Source organism: Peribacillus frigoritolerans, assembly GCF_001636405.1.
Taxonomy (GTDB): domain Bacteria; phylum Bacillota; class Bacilli; order Bacillales; family DSM-1321; genus Peribacillus; species Peribacillus frigoritolerans.
In genome coordinates, this window is the sequence record NZ_KV440950.1 from 3,403,412 (window position 1) to 3,424,541 (window position 21,130).

Annotated in this window: 14 protein-coding genes and 1 riboswitch; of the genes, 3 read left to right on the plus strand and 11 right to left on the minus strand. The window is 40.3% G+C overall.

The window, feature by feature from the left end; all coding sequences use genetic code 11:
* Positions 1-16 precede the first annotated feature (16 nt).
* The 10 genes from A6755_RS16280 to A6755_RS16320 form a co-directional block, all read right to left on the minus strand.
* Positions 17-1,324, minus strand: a complete 1,308-nt coding sequence (locus tag A6755_RS16280) for a Na+/H+ antiporter NhaC family protein (RefSeq protein WP_063591326.1) — start codon at positions 1,322-1,324, stop codon at positions 17-19.
* A gap of 189 nt (positions 1,325-1,513) precedes the next feature.
* Positions 1,514-1,621: riboswitch (SAM riboswitch) on the minus strand.
* A 333-nt stretch (positions 1,622-1,954) separates the two neighbouring features.
* Positions 1,955-2,626, minus strand: coding sequence for an SOS response-associated peptidase (locus A6755_RS16285; protein ID WP_063591327.1), 672 nt, complete (start codon positions 2,624-2,626; stop codon positions 1,955-1,957).
* Between the two features lie 59 nt (positions 2,627-2,685).
* Positions 2,686-2,841 carry a hypothetical protein gene (locus A6755_RS27115; RefSeq protein ID WP_153246094.1) on the minus strand — a complete coding sequence of 52 codons (156 nt, stop codon included), beginning with the start codon at positions 2,839-2,841 and terminating at the stop codon, positions 2,686-2,688.
* Between the two features lie 323 nt (positions 2,842-3,164).
* Positions 3,165-4,121 (minus strand): formimidoylglutamase, encoded by a 957-nt coding sequence (gene hutG, locus A6755_RS16290; protein ID WP_063591328.1) that lies wholly within the window; start codon positions 4,119-4,121, stop codon positions 3,165-3,167.
* Positions 4,122-4,596: 475 nt separating this feature from the next.
* Positions 4,597-7,212 (minus strand): phosphoenolpyruvate synthase, encoded by a 2,616-nt coding sequence (gene ppsA, locus A6755_RS16295; protein WP_063591329.1) that lies wholly within the window; start codon positions 7,210-7,212, stop codon positions 4,597-4,599.
* 530 nt (positions 7,213-7,742) lie between these two features.
* Entirely contained in the window at positions 7,743-8,147 is a 405-nt protein-coding gene (locus A6755_RS16300; protein WP_063591330.1) for a VOC family protein, read from the minus strand.
* A gap of 458 nt (positions 8,148-8,605) precedes the next feature.
* A complete protein-coding gene (gene ggt / locus A6755_RS16305; protein WP_063591331.1) occupies positions 8,606-10,681 on the minus strand; it encodes a gamma-glutamyltransferase in 2,076 nt (691 codons plus the stop codon).
* A gap of 217 nt (positions 10,682-10,898) precedes the next feature.
* Positions 10,899-12,893 carry a TRAP transporter permease gene (locus tag A6755_RS16310; protein WP_063591332.1) on the minus strand — a complete coding sequence of 665 codons (1,995 nt, stop codon included), beginning with the start codon at positions 12,891-12,893 and terminating at the stop codon, positions 10,899-10,901.
* A complete protein-coding gene (locus A6755_RS16315) occupies positions 12,886-13,392 on the minus strand; it encodes a DUF1850 domain-containing protein (protein ID WP_034312574.1) in 507 nt (168 codons plus the stop codon). The genes A6755_RS16310 and A6755_RS16315 overlap by 8 nt, the downstream gene beginning before the upstream one ends.
* 84 nt (positions 13,393-13,476) lie before the next feature.
* Positions 13,477-14,451, minus strand: coding sequence for a TAXI family TRAP transporter solute-binding subunit (locus A6755_RS16320; protein ID WP_063591333.1), 975 nt, complete (start codon positions 14,449-14,451; stop codon positions 13,477-13,479).
* Between the two features lie 386 nt (positions 14,452-14,837).
* On the opposite strand from A6755_RS16320, the gene A6755_RS16325 reads away from it, so the two are divergent.
* On the plus strand, positions 14,838-15,749 hold the full coding sequence (locus tag A6755_RS16325) for a LysR family transcriptional regulator (protein WP_063591334.1): 912 nt from the start codon (positions 14,838-14,840) through the stop codon (positions 15,747-15,749).
* Between the two features lie 219 nt (positions 15,750-15,968).
* Here A6755_RS16325 and A6755_RS16330 read toward each other — a convergent pair whose 3' ends face one another.
* Complete coding sequence (locus tag A6755_RS16330; RefSeq protein ID WP_063591335.1) at positions 15,969-18,020, minus strand: sigma-54 interaction domain-containing protein; 2,052 nt, start codon at positions 18,018-18,020, stop codon at positions 15,969-15,971.
* 287 nt (positions 18,021-18,307) lie between these two features.
* Here A6755_RS16330 and A6755_RS16335 point away from each other — a divergent pair, with 287 nt between their 5' ends.
* Both A6755_RS16335 and iadA read left to right on the plus strand, forming a co-directional pair.
* On the plus strand, positions 18,308-19,729 hold the full coding sequence (locus tag A6755_RS16335; RefSeq protein ID WP_034312582.1) for a YfcC family protein: 1,422 nt from the start codon (positions 18,308-18,310) through the stop codon (positions 19,727-19,729).
* A 36-nt stretch (positions 19,730-19,765) separates the two neighbouring features.
* Positions 19,766-20,938 carry a beta-aspartyl-peptidase gene (gene iadA, locus A6755_RS16340; RefSeq protein WP_063591336.1) on the plus strand — a complete coding sequence of 391 codons (1,173 nt, stop codon included), beginning with the start codon at positions 19,766-19,768 and terminating at the stop codon, positions 20,936-20,938.
* The last annotated feature ends 192 nt before the right edge of the window (positions 20,939-21,130 follow it).

A 21,130-nucleotide genomic window follows, 5' to 3' on the forward strand; every position in this document is an offset into this window, starting at 1 on the left:
AACTTTGTTTTAACTTTTAGTTCTTCGATCCATCATTTCCCGGCTGAAACCGTGGAAAACCAATCAGGATGGCAATGACTCCACAAAGTCCAATCAGGATTGGGTAATATGAATACGGCAAGATGCTTAACGGAGAAATCTTTGCTACCCCTGCTGCAACAAGCAGTTGTGCTCCATAAGGGATCAACCCTTGGATACAACATGCAAAAATGTCAAGGACGCTCGCCGATTTCCGAGGATCAACCCCATACTTTTCAGCAATATTCTTGGCAAGTGGCCCGGCAATGATAATCGAAATCGTGTTATTTGCCGTTGAAAGGTTCGTTAAACCAACAAGCCCCGCAATGCTGAATTCCGCCCCTTTTTTCGATTTGCTATTTCGTGTCACTAGGTGGAGTAGATAATCGATACCACCATTATGTTTGATTACAGCTACCATACCTGCAATTAAAATGGCAAGGAAGGAGATTTCATACATTCCCGCCATTCCTTCTCCGACTTTTTGAATGACACCCAACGGTTGATAACTACCATCAGCCAAGCCGATGATTCCGGCAAATACGATTCCGATGGAAAGGACCAAGAACACATTGACTCCTGCCAATGCAGTGACCAATACGCAAAGATACGGAAGAATCTTCACCCAATCATAAGACTGTTGGGAAATGTCAGCTTGTTCACCCATCGTTAAAATTCCTAGGATGGCACATGTGATGATGGCTGCAGGTAAAACGATGAAAAAATTCACTTTAAACTTATCTTTCATTTTCGTTCCCTGAGTTCGGACAGCAGCGATTGTCGTATCTGAAATGAATGAAAGGTTATCCCCAAACATCGCACCACCAATAACGGCTGCCATTGAAAGGGCAAGTGAAATATCAGTTTGTTCACTAATCCCTACCCCGATAGGTGCCAGGGCAACGATCGTTCCCATGCTTGTCCCCATGGATAGAGAAATAAAACAAGCGATGATGAAAATCCCTACCATTAATAGATTTTGGGGGAAAACAGCTAAGGCAAGATTCACGGTTGATTCAACTGCCCCCATACCATTTGCAACTTCGGAAAAAGCACCGGCTAAAAGGAAAATGATTACCATTAACATAATATTGGCGTCACCGGCACCTTTACAGAAGATATCAACCTTTTCATTGAATGTCTCTTTCCGATTCATCGCCAATGCAGCTGCCGATGCAATGGAAATCGCTACAATCACCGGAAATGAATAAAAATCTTTAGTTATCATTCCGGACCCAATAAATAAAATTAAAAAAACGACAAATGGGATCAATGCCCATGGATTCCCTTTATTGTTTGCACTCATGATGTACACCTCTTTTTATTTTTCCCGCGACATGTGTCACAGCTCTTATTCTATTAACAGTTTTCGCAAATAACTCCAATTTGAACCTACCTGATTTTCCAGTCATGGAGCTGTAGCAAAAAACTGGCATAAAAAAGACCCCTTCTATTTAACAACAAGAAGAGGTCTTTTAATTTATAAAAAACACCCTCCTTATCTTTCAGGCGAAAATCAGCCTGCTGGATTTGGCACAGCACTCCATTTAAGTCCGCTGCCGAGACATCTTCGGGCCAGTCCCTCCGTCTCTCTTGATAAGAAGATTACATTATATAATTATTTTAAAATTACGATGCCTTCAAGAAAAGTGCCACGCTGAAAACTTCCCTGAGTTCGTGACATCGAAAGTCGTTTTGAAAAGCAAATATAACAGTACAGCATTTTGTCTATTTTCGCAAGGGTTAATTTTAAAGTGTTTCACATGCACTCCTTACTGTTTATAAAGAGAACTAAGTTGATTGGAGCGGGTGTGCGAGACTTCTGCGGGAAAAGCGAGTTCCTGGAGGTAACGTTCAAATTGTACAAACCAAAAAAAAAAATGCAGACAAACTCGATTTTCATCGAGTTGTCTACATTCTGAGAGGTCTAATTACCTCAGCAAATTTGTTGGATTAGGTTAGGTGAATTATTTTTAGGCGAGTTCACATCAGTCGATACTTCAAATGCTTCCATCTGTTCCGAATCGAATGACTTTAAATACTGTTGCAAATATGCAGTATCATTAATGGAAGGATTCAACCAATCTTTTTCATCTTCTGACTTTAGGATGACAGGCATGCGATCATGAATGCTGGTCATTAGCTCATTAGGCACAGTTGTTATAACGGAGCACGAATAGATGCTGATGCCTTCAGGAGATTTCCAGGATTCCCAGAGACCGGCCATTCCAAATGGAGCATGATTCTTCAGTTTTATACGCATCGGTATTTTTCTTTCTGGTGTCTTCTTCCATTCATAAAAAGAGTCAGCGATTATCAAGCATCTCTTCTTCTTATACGCATTCCTGAAGCTTGCTTTCTCAGCAATGGTTTCCGCTCTGGCATTGATCATTTTGTAGCCCGCTTTTTCGTCTTTTGCCCAGAATGGAATGAGTCCCCACCGAAGATATCCAAGCCGATTCCTTACCCCGTCATTAATGACGGCGAGCACGGATTGGGAGGGAGCAATATTGTAGCTGAATTGGTATTCCTCATCAAATGACCCTTGAATATCAAACCGTTCTTTTATTTCTTCTATGTCAGTGAAAAGAGTGAAACGTCCACACATAATATCGCCACCGTATTAAGATTTATTACAGTGTATCAAATGGAATGGGCAGGCACAAATCAGCGTTCTAAAATCCTGATATCAGTAAATGGTTGATTAAATAATTCGCTGGAAATCAAAAGAGTGCCAAGGACTTCTCTTTCATCTTCAGCTTTAATGATTTCCGACAAAATTAAGGTACTGCCATTCCTGACCGTTACTTTATATTCATTCATGGAATCCCTCCTCAAAAGGCTAGATGGTTGTTATTATAAACCAAAAACCCACAAGTATCAGTATTGAACTTAGTAGAGACATGGAAAATCCACATGCCTTTATACTTTAAATGGTTAGTTGAACGAAGCAATGCCAAGGACCATGAATCCTTGTGAAGGAGGCGCAAAAAACTGTCCATGAATGATTCATGGACAGTCTGGGCGCTTTAAAGGTTTTTCGCTTCAATACTCAAGATAACATTAAGGAAAGCCCCAACAGTCGATACGAAAAGAAACGCTCTTTCTGAAAAGATCGAATTGGAGTTGCCGCCATCCCATGTCCATTATTTAAAATGCAGCAAAACCTCATTTATTAAATGCCCCGCCAATGTAACGGTCTTATTATTTTCGTCCAATGAAGGGTTCACTTCAGAGATATCAAATGAGAGGATCTTTTCATTCGATACGATATGCCTAATAATGGCACGGACCAATTTCGGATCCAGTCCAAACGGCGATGGTGCACTTACCCCAGGTGCGTAGGCTGAATCAATAACATCCGTACATAATGTAAGCATGATATAGTCATTTTCCTTAGCGAATTCATTTATCCTCCGCTTCGTTTCATCCATTTCGTATAATGACAAATCTTCTTCCAATATGTAGTCGACCTTACTCCTCTCTGCAGTTTCAAACAGTGCCTTCGTATTCCCCTGCTTCTGAATTCCGACACATAAATAGCCACAACTTTGATCTTCGTCCAAAATCTGCTTAAACATCGTGCCAGATGAAGTTTCTTTTTCATAAGGTCTCATATCAAAGTGAGCGTCAATATTAATAATCCCTAGTCTAGCTTTTGGTCCAATGGATTTCCTAATCCCAAGATAATGGCCATACAGGGTTTCGTGACCTCCCCCAAGTATGATAGGAATCGCTTTACTCTCCAAAATCCGGGCAACAGCTGATCCCAGTTGAGATTGGGCGGCTTCCATCTCTGTACTTTCACATATTACATCGCCAGCATCCACCAGCTCGGTTTGGGAAGGTAAATGACAAGGTAATTTTGCCAACGATTGCCTAATATGATCAGGACCCTCGGCAGCACCAACCCTGCCTTTATTCCTTCTGACGCCTTCATCACATTTAAAGCCAATCAGTCCAAAAGTTCGTGATGCATTGGAAGAGGTGGCTATTTCCGAAATGGGTGCCAAGCGCACTCTTTGGTGGTATCTGAAGCTGTCCAGGTCAGTTTGGGAATCAATTCTTCCATTCCAATATTTTAAAGTCGGGTGAGTATACATAATTTCTCCTTTATTTTAAAAATTCCGAAATATCTTTCTTAAAAATTATAAAGGAGATAATGTATAATTACCAATACAAAAATTTAATATTTCTATAGAAGCTATAGCCGCTTTCAGCGTACATTTATGATATTGACAGATATATCTGTTGGAGAATATCTTCCTCGTATCCGTTTGACATTGCTGCTCAAGCCAGTAGATTTAGCAAGAGAATATCGACTTTGCCTATAAATAAAATCCACAAAAATCCCAATTTCTCGGTGTTGTAAGCGAGAAATTGGGATTTGGCATCATATAAAAGCGAACAGAAGGCCCGACCTCAAGTTGATCTTATTAAACTTTAGTATCATTTAATTACTGCCCCCTTATATGACCTAGTGACAGGGGGCTTAGCTTTGCCAAAAACCGCAAAGCATCATGATTTCAATGATTCTCCTAATTCGAATGCTCTTCTTTATGATTGAAATGTAAAGAATTATAGTATTTCTATATAACCTTCTGTTCCATTTACTCGAATACGTTGCCCATCTTTTATCAGCTTGGTGGCATTTACCACACCGACAACGGCAGGTAAGCCATATTCTCGTGCGATGACTGCTCCATGGGTCATCAGCCCGCCAACTTCGGTGACGAGTCCTTTTATGGATACAAATAATGGTGTCCAGCTAGGATCGGTGAAGGTTGTAACCAGTATATCTCCATCTTCTAGATCTGCATCTTCCATGTTTAAGATGACGCGTGCTCTGCCCTCTATCATTCCGGAAGAAACCGGTAGACCTACAATAGCTTCGGCCATGAGATTGTCTCGTTTATACTCCCCTACAATGATTTCACCATCAGACGTGATAACACGTGGTGGAGTAAGTTTTTCATATAATCTGTACTCGTCTTTTCGTTTGCTGATCATCTGGTAATCTAGTTTATTTGTGCGTACGACTTCATGAAGTTCTTCAAAAGTGAGATAATATATATCTTCTTTTTCATGAATAACGTTGGCTTGTACGAGTTGTTCGGCTTCCTTGAGTAAAGCCTGCTTATAAACGAAGTAGCGGTTAACCATGCCGTATTTTGGATATTCCCGATAACCGATGAAATTCCGGATTAGACTGATCATTCGTTTTGTTTCTTTGGCTTTTTGTTCACCATCCGGTAATTGCTTCAATCGATCTAATATCTCTAGTTCTTTTTTCAAAGCTTCCTGTCGCCCTTGCTCAAATTTCAGATTGCTGGCATTAGGCTCAAAGTTTTTGATATTACTAAGAATCACGGGGACAAGTGCAGTTGGTTTTTCGCTCCAACGAGTTTTAGTAATATCGATTTCTCCAGCACATCGCATTCCATATTTGCCGAGATAATCATAGATAGCATCCTGAGTTTCCTGACCACCATCAAACTTAACTAGTTCATCCATAAAATTATCATCTTTTACTTGTTGTAAATAATCAATTACTTTTGGATAAGGACGTATCACATCTGCAACATCCATTAGGGCCAGACCCATTTCTGAAGTTATATTGTTTGGTACAGATTGAGAAAGCGTGTCGGCTGCGTTTTTTTCACCTAACCACTTATTCATTTTTTCATTGATCCATGATGATGCATCTATAGCAGCCATAAACACAGCTGAACTTTGTGGGTCAAATAAAATCTTCTTTAATATCTGGATATCTTCCAGAATGAAATCAAATAACTCCGAACCTGATTTCGTTTGGATGTTTTGTTTTAATTCTTCTATCGATGTTTGACTACGTTTAATCAAATCAGAAACGATTGTCGGGTCGTTTTCAATTTGTGCCCTAGAATCCGCAGACGGCACACTTTTATTGCTTTTACCGGAACTCTGTTCTTGCTTATCATTTGGTACAGATTTTATGAAATCCCCTCGCTCTATTATGTTAATGAGTGCGTCTTTCATGAGCGGGTCGTGTTGTCCCATGGCCTCTATTAACATTTTTCTGCTTTCAGGTGAAGCCACCATATGTGTGACATCAACAAACAACCTTCCGCCAGCTATACGCATGGGTGCAGGAGTCGTTAACAGCCAAAAAGATAATCCCAATGGTTTCATGGCGTCAGTCATCATTTGTTGATGACCGACAGATACATAAACGTGATTCTCTTGATCATTCGCTTCTGGGATGGGGTATAAAGTAGTGATTGGACGGCTCTGGACAATATAAAATGTATCATCAACCAAACACCATTCGATATCTTGCGGACAGCCAAAATGCGCTTCAAGCCTTCTGCCGATCCTTTCAAGCCCCAACACTTGCTCATCTGACAGGGTCGATAAAACCTGCTGCCCCGGCTCAATTTCCTTTTCCACCGTTCCGCCTTCTTTTCGTGCATATATAGCCAACTTTTTGGCAGAAATCTTCTTCTCCACAATCCTACCTTCTTGCACTTTATAATTGTCCGCAGACACTAAGCCAGAGACAAGTGCCTCACCCAGCCCAAAGCTAGCATCGATCGAAAGCACCTTGCGGTTTGAGGAAACTGGATCAGCTGTAAATAGTATTCCGGAAGCCTGTGGAAAAATCATCCTTTGAATAACAACAGACAGATAAACCTTGCGATGGTCAAATCCGTTTTGCATTCGGTAAATCACAGCACGATCAGTAAATAGTGAAGCCCAGCACTTACTAATATGTTGTAAAATTGCATCTTTTCCTTTGATGTTTAGATAGGTATCCTGTTGACCTGCAAAGGAGGCAAATGGAAGATCTTCGGCTGTAGCGCTAGAACGAACAGCATATGCATGCTCGAAGCCAAAAGTTAAGAGACATCGGTCGATATCTTCTTCGATCCCCTTGTCGATCCCGATTCCCTCAATCAGATCACGAATCTTCCTGCTAATTTCACTTATTCTTTTTCGTTCGTCCACTTTTTGTACTGCAAGCTGATCGAGTAATTGATGAAGCTCATCATTTTCCCCAATGACTCTTTTAAATGCCTCAGTAGTAACACAAAATCCTTCTGGTACAAGAATTCCATCAATCCTCGAGCATTCGCCCAAATTCACCCCTTTGCCACCGACCACCATTTGTTTCGTTTTATCGATCTCCCGAAAATCCAGTACATATGGTTTCATTTATTCCCCTCCCATTGAATCATATGGCAAAAATTGTTCATGTGATCAACCAATCACGCTGTCCAGTCGTTCTTGGTCCAAGCGAAGTTCCATGTTCATACCAAACACTCCTTTTAAAAAAGGGATTGACTGAAAAGAATTTTATGTTGTATAATTATAATAGGGTATAATTTATACAAAATATAAAATTGGCGTATCTATATAAATCTATCACAGTTTCTCATATTTTTCAATGTTTTTCCATGACCACAATTGTAGTAAATGCAAAGTCAGAAAACCCCATTTTAAAAGGCAACTCACTCAAATGATATTCAATCATTTAGTGCAGCGTCAGAGGAAATACGGATTTACAACCTTAATAAACTCCAATAGTAAAAAGCCCGATTTCTTAGTATTAAGAAATCGGGCTTTTTTTAGATACTCCATTAAAGCGTCCGAGCATTAATGATTATTTTTAAAATTTTAACCTTCCCAAACTTAAATGACTTTACAAAGAAGGATGTCTTCTGGATTTAGATTCAAGAATGGTTTTAATTGACAGTAAACATCCATGAAACACCAAATTTATCCTTCAATGAACCGTGAAGTTTTGCAAAGAATGTTTCATGAAGATCCATATGTATAGATCCCTCTTCTTTTAATGTGTTCCATGCCTTTCTAGCTTGTTCCTCCGAGTTAAGCTCCACACTTACAACCACTTTGTCACTATCATTCAATTCACGGTTTGAATCAGAACCCATTATAATTCCATCTTCTGTTAATCTTAATTGTGAGTAAAGAACAAGGTCTTTATCACTCTCTTCAACAGGAAAGTCTGGGCTTGATGGGATTTCACTATATTTTTGCATAGCAATAAGTTCCCCGCCAAATGCCTCGATATACAGTTTGAAAGCCTCTTCACATTCTCTGTTAAACATTAAATATGGTTTAATCATTTTCATTCTCCTTTGAATCAAGATTGGATTCCTTAATAATAACCGGTACCAAGATTATTATCGTTACAAGCATACACGAACATTAGTTCTGTTTTCAAATAAAAACTTCTGATCGTTCTTTTATAATAAAACTTAAACCTATATCATTATGCACAAAAATAGCATTGTTATAGTCTCGACGTACAGCATGGTAAACGCCGAGCTTGGAGGTAAAACAATACTTACGGTGATTGGGGCACCTGTATCCCCAACCGAGGGGGAAATGCAAACTTACGAGGAGTCGCAGGAAATGGTTCAGGAGGGCTTTTCAGGAACCTTCGTTCAACTGGCTGACTACCTCTCTACTATTTCATATGACTAAAAAACAACCTCAGACCTCTCTTTACATAGAGAATTCCGGGGTTGTCAAATTTAGGTTCATTTAGTATTCAAGTTCACGAGCAGACTTAGAAAAGCAATCAATTCGTGACACTGCCATCTTCGTCCGGATCTTCAATATCCGCCGGATCTTTTTCCAATAGCGCCTCTTTGTCTTTTTCGTTCCATTTTGTTTTATACCCTAATGATTTCGCTACTCCTAACACAGGTAGATACGATTTTTTATCTGGTTTAAATGTTTCTAAATCCCCTGTTTGGATTACACCCAAACCTAGTAGCAATTTATCTGATTGGATATAGGGTTTTTCATCGATCAGTTTCATTTGATCAGCTGTATAAGGATAAACAGCTCCATTCACTTTTAAGGTAAACGGTCCCTTTTTTTCTTCTTTTATTTCTTTCGGCTTTTTCGATTTATGGGAAACATCATACACACCTTGAACAGTTCCTTCTCTCGTATTATCGGCTCCTCCATACATTTTTCCCTTTTCATAATCATAAATAACTGCTTGCACATTTCCGATATGTTGCGGTTTTTCTTCATAAACATGGCCTTTAGCCATTAACTCAAGCCTTGTATTTTGTTCAATTCCCGGTTCCCATCTTACTGTCGGATAACCAGCAGAATAAATACGTGGCGCATATATGGCATCTTGAATGAGCATTTTATGATCAAGCACGTTCATGATCGTTTCAGATACCGATGCGATTATCGTCGCTCCTCCTGGTGAACCAATGGCCATGAAGGGATTTCCATCTTTTAATACGAAGGTCGGGGACATACTGCTTCTTGGTCTTTTTCCTGGTTCCACCTGGTTAACTCCACCCGGTGTGGCATCAAAATCCGTCATTTCATTATTTAGCATGAACCCATAATCCGGTACCATGATACCAGATCCGAATACTTGCTCGATTGTAGTCGTATAAGCAACCATATTTCCCCACTTATCCATTACAGAAAAGTGAGTCGTTTGTCCGATTGGGGTTTTCTCTTCTTTTACCATCTTCATTGCAGTGGGTTCTTTGCCCTCATACTTCCATGGATCGCCTGCTTTGACATCAGCTGTTGATCTATTTGGATTGATGAGTTTTCTTCTTTCTTTAATATAATCTTCATCTAATAGTCCTTCTGTTGGTACATCATAAAAATCTTCATCCGCCATATAGGCAGCGCGATCGGCAAAAGCAAGATGCATGGCTTCCGTGAGATAATGAAGATACTCAGGTGAGTTGGCCCCCATCTTTTGCACATCGTATCCTTCCATAAGCTCCAGGATTTGCAGAACAGTCAAACTGCCTGAGCTTGGTGAAGCTGCCCCTACCACTTCAAAACCCCTATATTCCGATTTAATCGGCTCTCTTTCCTTCACTTCATAGTTTTCCAAATCCTCAGTTGTCATCGTTCCTTCACGCTTTTGAACTTCCTTGGTAAGTGCTTCCCCGATTTCACCTTTATAAAAAACGTCAGAACCTTGTTTTTTTATTAACTTAAGAGTCTTTGCCAGATCTGGCTGAACGAGGGTGTCTCCTTCCTCCAACGGCTTTCCGTCTGGTACAAAAACTTTTGCAGCCGATTGGTTATTTTTAAGCTTTGTTACATTTTCATCGATATATTGTGCTGTTGCCCAATTGACTTTTACCCCTTCTTCAGCTTGTTTAATGGCCGGGCCTATGACTTGTGATAATTTCAATGTTCCATATTTCTCAAGAGAAGTCTCCACCCCCATAAGAGTCCCGGGAACTGCAACCGCTTTCCCGGATGTATGCCGCTTACTAAAAGGAATAGGTTTTCCCTTTTCATCTAAAAAAAGTTTAGGCGTAACATTTTGAGGTGCCATTTCGCGATTTTCGATCATCGTTATTTTATTTTCCTTTTTATTATAAATCATGATAAAACCACCGCCGCCGATTCCAGACATCATTGGTTCAACCACATTTAACGATAATTGAATGGCTGCCGCTGCATCGACTGCATTTCCGCCTTGTTTTAGTATCTCTATACCCGCTTCAGCTGCTAACGGATGAGAAACTGATACGATTCCATTTGTAAAACCCTTTCCCATTGACCCATCCACTCCAGGAACACTTGCAAAAGCCGGTGTGATCATACAAAAGAAACTGAAAGTAACTAAAATAAAACTTTTTAAAAATTTCATGAATTAGTCTCCTTTCAAAATAAAACAAATTGGGTTTTATCATAAGGCAAGTGGATATACGAGCAGAATTCTCTTGTAGGAATATGCTGGTTGTCTCGATAAAAAACAGTAAGCACATTCCCATTTTCGTTGCATTCTCAATGATGCTTCACTTCAAAAAATCACCCCCCCGAATGGTTAAGCTCTACCCTTTACTTCCGGATTGATATTCGCAGGGTTAACTTTTCTCAATACTTTGGTTATTTTCTAAGATCTTGGAGCTGTCGTGATTGTCATTTTTCCAAAGATATTGTAAAGCCAGCAACACGATAAAAGCGGATATCCCAATGATGTCCGATACCGTTTCAGGGTAGATCAATAGTAAACCTACGATTACGGCGAGGACTCTTTCTAACCAGTTCATTCCCCTCATCCAGTAACCTATGACACCCGCCCCAATTGCAATCATACCTGCCATTGCAGTAAGTACTACCCACGCAACCTCCATCCAAGTTGTATCGATCATTAGCATTTGCGGGGAGAGAACAAAAATATATGGAATGATGAATGCAGCGATGGCAAGTTTCGATGACTCAATCCCCGTTTTTATCGGCTCGCCTCCCGCTACCCCTGCCGCTGCAAATGCCGCTAAAGCAACCGGAGGAGTTATATCTGCTATAATGCCAAAATAGAAAACGAATAAATGTGCAGATAAATCGGGAACACCAAGCAAAATTATCGCAGGCGCTGCAATCGTCGAGGTGATTACATAATTGGCGGTCGTAGGTGAACCCATACCTAATATAAGAGCCGCTACCATAGTGAGCATCAGAGTTGGAATCAAATATCCACCAGATAAATCGATCAAGCCATTAGCCAGCTTAAGTCCTAACCCAGTTTTCGTGACGATACCGACAATAATGCCCGCTGCTGCGGTTGCAGCTGCAACCGCAAGTGCTGTCCGGGCTCCATCCACCAATGCATAAATGATATCGATGAATTTCATGCGGACATCCTTGTTAATGAAACCTACAAGAACCGAGATGGCAATTGAATACAACGCTGCATGTGTAACCGTGATATTCATCATGAGCAATAAAATAATGGCAAGAATCGGTATTAGTAAATAAAACTTGCCGAACACTTCCTTTTTACTCGGCATCTCTTCTTGCGTTAACCCACGCAGCCCAAGTCGTTTCGCTTCAAAATGGGTCATGATCCAAATTCCTGAAAAATAAAGGATAGCTGGAATCGCAGCCGCCTTTGCTATATCCCAATACGTTATTCCATTCCCAATGAACTCAACCATTAAGAATGCCGCTGCCCCCATTACCGGAGGCATCAATTGACCACCTGTCGAAGCAGCCGCCTCCACTGCCCCGGCAAATTCCTTCTTATATCCAAGATTTTTCATCATCGGTATCGTAAATGCGCCTGATGTGACAACATTAGCCACAGAGCTCCCGCTAATCGTTCCTTGAAGAGCACTTGAAAAAATCGCAACCTTTGCAGGTCCCCCTATCCTTCTGCCGGCAATGGCGGTAGAGAGATCATTAAAGTATTGACCGACGCCTGTTCGGACCAGAAATGATCCAAACAGTAAAAATAGGAAGATGAATGTCGATGACACCGCTAACGGAGTACCCAAAATGCCCTCTGTCGAGAAGAACATTGTTTGCACCAGACGCTCCAGAGTCAAACCGCGATGAGCAAGGAATCCTGGCATATACTGTCCAAAAATCCCATAGAAAATGAATAATATAGCAATGACCATGATAGGAAGACCAACTGCACGCCTGGTTGCTTCCAAAACCAGCAGAATGGCCATAAAACCGACTGCAAAATCCAATACACCTAAACGCCCTACATTCATGACGATACCTTCGAAAAATAAGGGCCAATATGCACCTACCCCAATACTAAGGATTGCTAATATGATATCGTACCAGGCAATTTGAAACTTTCCTTTTTCACGCTTCTTCCGGTTTGCTGGAAATAGTAAAAATATTAAGGAGAGTGCAAACCCTAAATGTATCGTCCGTTGGATTTGTGCTGTAAAAACACCAAATATGGCAGTATATAATTGGAATAGCGAAAAAGCCAGGAGTCCAAAAAACGCAATGTGGCCCAAGACACCAGTTAATTTCCTTGTCCCGGCTTCTGGATCATATTTTTCCAATAACTCCTGCTGCTCTGCTTCGGTTAAATATTTGATTTTTTCATTATCAGCCACTAATCTTCACTCCCTTCAACTGTTCCCACAATGAAATTCTTTCCGATGAAATCCTGACCCATGTCCCTGGTTTCATGAAGTCTGCCAATGTGTATGTTTTTTCATCATATATTAATCGATGATTGGCTTTAACTTGTCCCACCCGTAAGTCTATAAATGTGAAAGTGCGTTGCATATTTTTTATGAAGTAGGTACCGTCTTTTACTTCAAACACTTCCTCACCCTCTGCATTGGAAGGCATACCGACTGCAAAATCATCATAGGCAAGTTCGGTTTGTTCGATTTGCTTATCCGATAACCTATATGATTCCAAAACATCTGTGAGGTGGATGGAGTGTGTATATTTAATCTTGAATTCTTTTTCTTTTTTCAAAGGAAAGTATGCGACTAATTCCCCTTGGTCCTCGAAGGAAAAGGCTATTACATGCTTATAAGGAAAAAAGAGTAAAAAAGCGATGAGCAAAGGTATACCAAAAGCCATGAATTTCTTGAATATCATAGGTACCCCTTTCACAACCAGTGTCCCATTTAGAAAAAAATGAAGCCGATAGGCCACATAAAGCGAGCTACCGACCCAATTGCATTACTTGGAAACACCTTTTTCTTTAAAGTATTTTGCCGCTCCAGGATGCACTTCCATATCCCCTAATCCTTCAAGTGCAGTTTCTGCTGTAAGGAACTTGCCTTTTGCATGTGTGATTTGTTCTGTGTTTTCATATACAGCTTTAGTCATTTCATAAACTAAATCTTCATCAAGATCCTTAGTGACCACTAACATCGCTTTAACAGCAACTGTTTTCACCTCGGATTTGATTTTGTACGTACCACTAGGAATTGTATCTTCAGCATAGTATGGGTACTTTTTAACCAATGCTTGAATTTTGTCCTCTGCAATAGGCAGGACCATGATATCATTTTGGACGGACAGCGCCTCGACTGCACCAGTTGGCGTGCCTGCCGTAATGAAAGCTGCGTCAATATTGCCTGCTTGGATTCCTTCGGCCGACTCATCAAACGATAGATTTTGACCTTTAATATCTTTTTCAGACAAACCATGAATCTCCAGGATTTGCATGGCATTGATGTAAGCACCAGAACCCGGAGCACCTACCGATACCTTTTTACCCTTTAAATCCTCGATTGATTTAATTCCGCTTTTTGCAGTCGTTACAATTTGAACAGTTTCAGGATATAAGGAGCTGATTGCCATTATATTGTCAATGGGTTTCCCATCGAACATTTCTGTTCCTTCAAGTGCATATGCTGCGATATCCGTTTGCGAAAAGGCGATTTCAGCCTCTCCGACCCTTAACGTTTCCATGTTTTCGGCTGATGCGCCAGATGTCTGAGGTGTTATATTCGCTTTTGTTTTATCGGAAATGATTTTTCCAATTTGTCCTCCAAGCGGATAGTATGTACCTCCCGTTCCACCAGTCAACAGGCTCAAGTTTTGGTTACCGCCGCCTGAGGCACCTTCATTACTGTCTTTACAAGCCGTGATAATACCGGTGACCGTCAAAATCATGACCAATAAAAAGCACTTATGAAATTTTTTCATAAAAATCCCCCCTCATGTTTATTCATCATCTGCAAAAGATGATAATGTTATTATTCTACCGACCGACTCACTTTCCCTTTTTTTACAAAATTAGACACATCACCCATAAGAACTAGTAATACATTAATAAGTTTTATAGAAATTAAATCACCAAGCTTAAATATGTACAAAAACCTATAAAAAACAAGGGAAATCCGCTATTAAATAGTAATATTTTACCGTTTATTACCTATTCTTCCTTTCTTTAAGGATAATATTGACTCTTCCATTTTAGAAATATATTATTGTTATAAACTTATAAGTAGATGTTATAAAATTACAGCTTTTATTTGAGAGGGAATTTTCTTAACCTTGTATTTTCAAATCCAATTGAAGTGGGTGATTGTTTGAATTACCTATCCCTCCGCTATTTCATAGAGGTTTCTAACCATCTTAGTTTCAGTGAGGCTTCCAAAACCCTGCATATATCCCAGCCCGGACTTAGCCAACAGATTTTATCCCTCGAAAAACAATTAGGCTTTAAATTATTGAATCGAACGACAAGAAAAATTACATTGACGGAAGAAGGAGAATACATCTATAAAAAGCTTGCGCCTTCCTTTGAAGATATCGAGAAAACAGTGAATTACATAGTTGAAAACAAAACCATCCCCAAGCCTAAACTGAAGATTGCTACCGTACCCTCTGCAGCTAGTATATATATCCCAAAGTTATTGAAAAAGATCGTGGGGCAATATCCGGAAACAGAGTTTTACGTGCATGAAACAACATCTTCAAGAGCAGTAAAACTCGTAAACCAACAAAATTATCACATCGGTTTCATCCGAACGCCCATTCACAGTGACATCATCGCCAATGAAGGATTAAGCATGATTGAATTCATGAAGTTCCCTTTACAATTAGTCGTCTCCATGGATCATCCACTAGCCCAAAAAGAGGCCATACATTTATACGAAGCAAAAGACGAACCTTTTATCCATTATGATGCCGTTCAAGCGCATTCCCTTCAATTCCTTTTGGAAAAGGCTTGTCTGACGGCTGGATTTTCACCTAAAGAATTATGTAAAGGCTCTGAATTACTGACGATTGCCAATCTAATATCCAATAACTTAGGCGTAGCCCTCATGCCGGAAGATATGGTGAGTTTGTTGGGAAAAAGCCAAGTAAAAGCCTTGAACATCGATAACTTGGAATTAACCAGTTCGATATCGGCAGTATGGAAAAACACGGATGCCTCCATTCTGACTAAGCATATTTTGAAAACGTTAGAAAATGATGATGATTTTAACAATATGTAAGATTCTTGGTTGGGTAATTGCTGCGAAGCGAGGTAATTATAGTAAAATGAATGAAACTTATCGGCGTTAAAAAGCCCCATTTCTCTTATATGACACCGAGAAACGGGGCTAATAATATAGGATCATTTCACCTTTTAAACTTCTTATTGGCGATGGGGCGTTCCCCCTTATATAACTTATGAAAACCTTAAATTAGCAAACTCCCCTTATTGGTAGTGACTAAGTATATCCATGCATAGCATGCTTTGACCTAAGAAAATATAAATACTCTATTCCATCAGCCGTGATTTTAGTGCCGGCCCTTCCTCTGCCTTTGACGACAAACCCTTCGATTTCTAAAATATCCAAACGGCGACGAATCTGCTGAGGGGACAAGATAAAGTCCGATTCTTTACTTTGACTGGAAATCAGTTCTCTGCTTGCCGCTTTTCCTTTATCGTTGTATTGCTTAATTACTTCCAAGATGAAAACGCGCTCCTGATTTTCCAACACACTTTCACAGACGGGATAATCTACCGTCACACTGTCTTCCTTATTCCCGTGCATGAACGGAAGGTCACTTTTCTTCACGACATTCCCCTCACAAACCGTCAACATGTAATCGATTGTACTTTTAAGTTCCCGTATGTTGCCGGGCCATTCATATTGCATGAAATAATCCAGTACGCCTTCCTCTACTTTTACCCACTTCCCGCTTTTTGTGATGAGGTGCTTTATCAAAAGTGGAATATCCGCTCTTCTTTCTTTGAGTGACGGTATGTAAAGATTGAGCACATTCAGCCGGTAAAACAAGTCTGTTCTGAATGAACCGTCCCGCATTTTATCATGAAGATTTTTATTCGTCGCGGTAATCACCCTGACATTAACGGGAATGATTCTCTTGCCGCCAATTCTGCGGATTTCCCCCTCCTGAAGAACTCGAAGCAGATGGGATTGAACTGTGAGACTTATGTCACCAATTTCATCCAAAAAGATAGTCCCTTTATCCGCCATTTCAAACAGTCCTTTCTTTCCTCCCCTTTGCGCTCCTGTAAATGCCCCTTCTTCGTAGCCGAACAATTCACTTTCCAGTAAAGTTTCTGTTAAAGCACTACAGTTAACCGCTAGAAATGGCCCATTCTTTCGCAATGAATGCTCATGAATCGCATGAGCAAACAGCTCTTTTCCTGTACCCGTCTCTCCCTGAATCAAAATCGGATGCTCCGACAAGGCAAGCTTCTTGGCAATCTGCTTTCTCTCTTTCATTACTTCATTCTCGCCGATAATATCGTCAAAGCAGTATTTTGAATAAAATCCTTGATTGCGCATTTCTCTTTGTGCAGTCTTTTCTATTTCAAAGGCTTGATGTACACTTTTGAAGGTTGCGACAATTGTATTTTCTTTCATCATTTGCAACCGGAAAATCACGATATCCACGCCGTATATGTTGAAGAACTTGCTTTCATCATTACTTTCCATGATGAAATCGATAATATCACGGCGATTCATTACATGCTCTAGATACTGATTAACCACATCTTTTGCATCAACCTGGAACAATGCCGCAAGCTGGTCATTGAATACCGTTATCAGCCCTTCCTCGTTAACGACCAATATTCCGTCATCGACAGTACACAACACATTTTGGATATGATCACTCATCTGCTTGGCATCCCACTCCGCATGTAACAGCTTACGTTGTAATTCAATTATATTACTAATATACCTTTCAGAAATCTTTGAGGATATATCCTTGTGTAAACCACAGCATTCTACAACTTCCAGAATTGTTGTTATATCAAAAAGACGTACGCCTATATCGATTACTTCTTTTATGTAAGAGGGGCACAGATGAGTTTCTCCTGGCGATACAGCTATTTGGACATTCTCATAGAATAAAATCCCCTTCCTGAAAGGGATAAATTGAACATGATCGACACCAAGCTGATATAAGGATTCAATAAGGCTAATAGTTGCATCGTCATCATCATTCACCAAAAGCACTGTCGACCCCTCTGGTATTCTTAATAGCTTGTCAATGTATTCATGATTAACAGTTCTCTTTCCCACAATTACTTTCTGGGCATTTACGCCATCCATTCCCATTTTCTTTTCATAAGCTGCATCTGATGAATATAAGATAATTCCCTCTCCCAAAGAACGAGGTATTCCCTCATCGGTAGCATGGCTGTTGACATGAACGTAGTCTCCAAGCAGTTGTTCCAGTTGCTCCTGCAAGGCTTCCTTTGTTTTTGAGCTTCCCGCTATAAGTGTAAGTGAGGATTTTGACATAAAAGCACCTACCTGTCTGTAATTGGTTTTATTATATCACCAAAAAGAACCAATAATGACCTTTAACTTCAATCCACCCGATAAGTTCTCATTAAAATCAATTACCCCATATTGGCACAGAATTTGCTTATATATTGAGTTGTCGTGATTGAGTTGACGTGCCCATGGATTTGAAAAGGAGGGAAACAGCAGAATACTAGAAAAACAGATGATAGTCGATAGGCTGGAAAATTTTTGTTAGCGTATTAGTTCCATGTACTTATTTTAAATACAAAGGAGAGACACTTATGAGCCAGGTAGAAGAGAAGGCTGTTTCGCTTGAAACAGCGGGAGAAAAAGAGAGAAAAATCAATGTTTTTGTATTGCTGCTCTGCATTCTCGCAATAGCAACTCTATTTACTTACATTTTGCCTGCCGGGGAATATACACGGATAGAAGCAGATGGACGGACTACTGTTGACGCCAATTCTTTCAAATGGATAGAATCTGCACCGGTGGAATTGTTCGATATGATAAAAGCTATTCACACAGGGATGGTTGAAGCTGGCAATATTATCTTTTTCTTATTGATTATTGGAGGGTTTTTCGGTGTTTTAAGAGCTACAGGGACGGTTGATGTGCTCATCGCCACAATGGCTCGGAGGTTGGCGACACGTGAAAAGCTATTAATTCCTGTCGTGATGCTGTTTTTTGCTGTAGGAGGCTCCTTAATGGGAATGGCAGAAGAAACACTAGCTTACCTTCCTCTTATCATTCCGCTGGCGTTGGCCCTGGGATTCGATACAATTACAGGTACTGCCATCGTCATAGTAGGGGCATTGTCAGGGTTCACGACTGCTATCATGAATCCCTTCACTGTAGGACTGGCACAAGGAATTGCTGAATTGCCGATGTTCTCAGGAATAGGGTTACGCCTTATCTTATTTATTATCGTCTACCTTGTTTCCGTTCTTTATATCTATCGTTATGCTATGAAGGTCAAGAAAAATCCTTCTATAGGAATCTACGGAAAATACACAAAGGAAGAAGCAAAAAAACTGCTCCAATCAAGTGCGAAATTAACTGCAAGACATAAATTCATCTTAATCTCTTTTTTAATTAACTATATCGTGTTGGCATTTGGTGTCATCAAATTCCAATGGTACATTACAGAAATTACAGCCTTATTCATTGTTTTGACAATCGTAATTGGAATATTCGGTAAATTGTCCGCGGATCAAATTGTCAACTCCTTTACCAATGGATCTGCCGCCTTGCTAGGCGGTGCTTTGATTATTGGCGTATCACGCGCCATTCTTGTTGTATTGAATGATGGGCATATCGTCGACCCTATGCTGCATCAAGTATCTGAAGCTATCCAGCATATTCCTGCCTATTTAAGTGTTGCCGGCATGTACAGCTTCCAAACTCTTATTCATTTTATTCTAGCATCCGGAACCGGTCATGCGATGTTGACCATGCCAATTATGATTCCGCTCGCAGACTTATTGGATATTACACGCCAAACTGCGGTGTTGACTTTCTCTTTTGCGGACGGAATCGGAAATATGATTTTCCCAACCGCTACTACCTTAATGGCGGGCTTGGCCATTGCAGGCATACCTTGGACAAAATGGGCGAAGTGGATTCTGCCGCTGGTACTTATTCAATATCTCATTGGATTAATAGCCGTCATAACGGCTCACTTCATCGGATATGGTCCATTTTGATAAAAATCACTAATTCATTACAGGAGGAAAAACGCATTGCTTACTTTAATTAAAAATGGCGAGATATACTCACCCAATTACTTAGGACGGAAAGACATTTTGATTACAGATGAAAAAATTGCATTCATAGATGACAGAATCGAGATTCCTGACAACTTTGCTCCTATTCATATCATTGATGCGACCAATCTTTTAGTTGTTCCAGGTTTCATAGATTCACATGTTCATATTATTGGCGGAGGCGGTGAGGGAGGATTCAAAACCCACACCCCTGAGCTGATGCTTACGGACATTACGACTTCAGGTATTACAACGCTTGTCGGATTGCTTGGTACGGACGGAACTACGCGTAGAATGGAAAGCCTGATTGCCAAGGCCCGGGCACTTGAAGAAGAGGGTATTTCCTGTTTCATTCATACAGGCTCCTACCAAGTGCCAGTAAAAACATTGACAGGAAAAATTGAAGATGACCTTATTTTCATTGACAAAATCATCGGTGTCGGGGAAATTGCCATCTCCGACCATAGATCATCAGAGCCCACTTTTGAGGAATTGACCAAAATCGTCGCAGCCGCACGTAACGGGGGTATTCTGTCAGGAAAAGCAGGTATATTAGAAGTTCATGTAGGAGACGGTGATGGCGAGCTCTCGTTGTTACATGCAATCGCTGATAAAACCAACATTCCGATTCGGCAGCTCCATCCGACACATATCAACCGAAATGAAAAATTATTCAAGGCGGGAATCAATTACGCAAAACGGGGCGGGTTCGTAGACTTTACAACAAGCACCATTCCTCAGTTTCTGGATGATGGCGAAGTAAAATGCAGCATTGCCTTGCGCATAATGCTGGAAGAGGGAATTCCGGTAGAACAAATCACCTTCTCCTCAGATGGCCAGGCAAGTCTTCCATTTTTCAACAACCATGGGGAGTATGCAGGCCTTCAAGTAGGAAAAGTATCTTCGCTATATCACGAAGTGCGTGATTCTGTTTTAGAAGAAGGAATCCCACTTGAAACGGCACTGAAGGTCATCACCACAAATCCCGCACAAGTGCTGAAACTATCAACCAAGGGCAGTATCCAAACCGGCAATGATGCTGATATTGTGCTATTGCAAAAGGAAACTTTTGCAATTGTCACTGTAATGGCAAAAGGACAAGTTATGGTAGATAAGGGTATTCCGTTGATAAAAGGGACATTTGAATGAGTTTAGACAGGATACCAGATTTCGAAAAATTTTCACGTCTCGCATTAATATTGTGAAAAATCGCTATAGGGGCGATACTTAAACCAATCTAAAAAGTCGAATTCCTAACTGTGGAGGAATTCGACTTTTAATTATAACAGTCATATTAACCTGTTCCCTTTTTAAGTAACAAAACATGTAAAGCCTCGAATA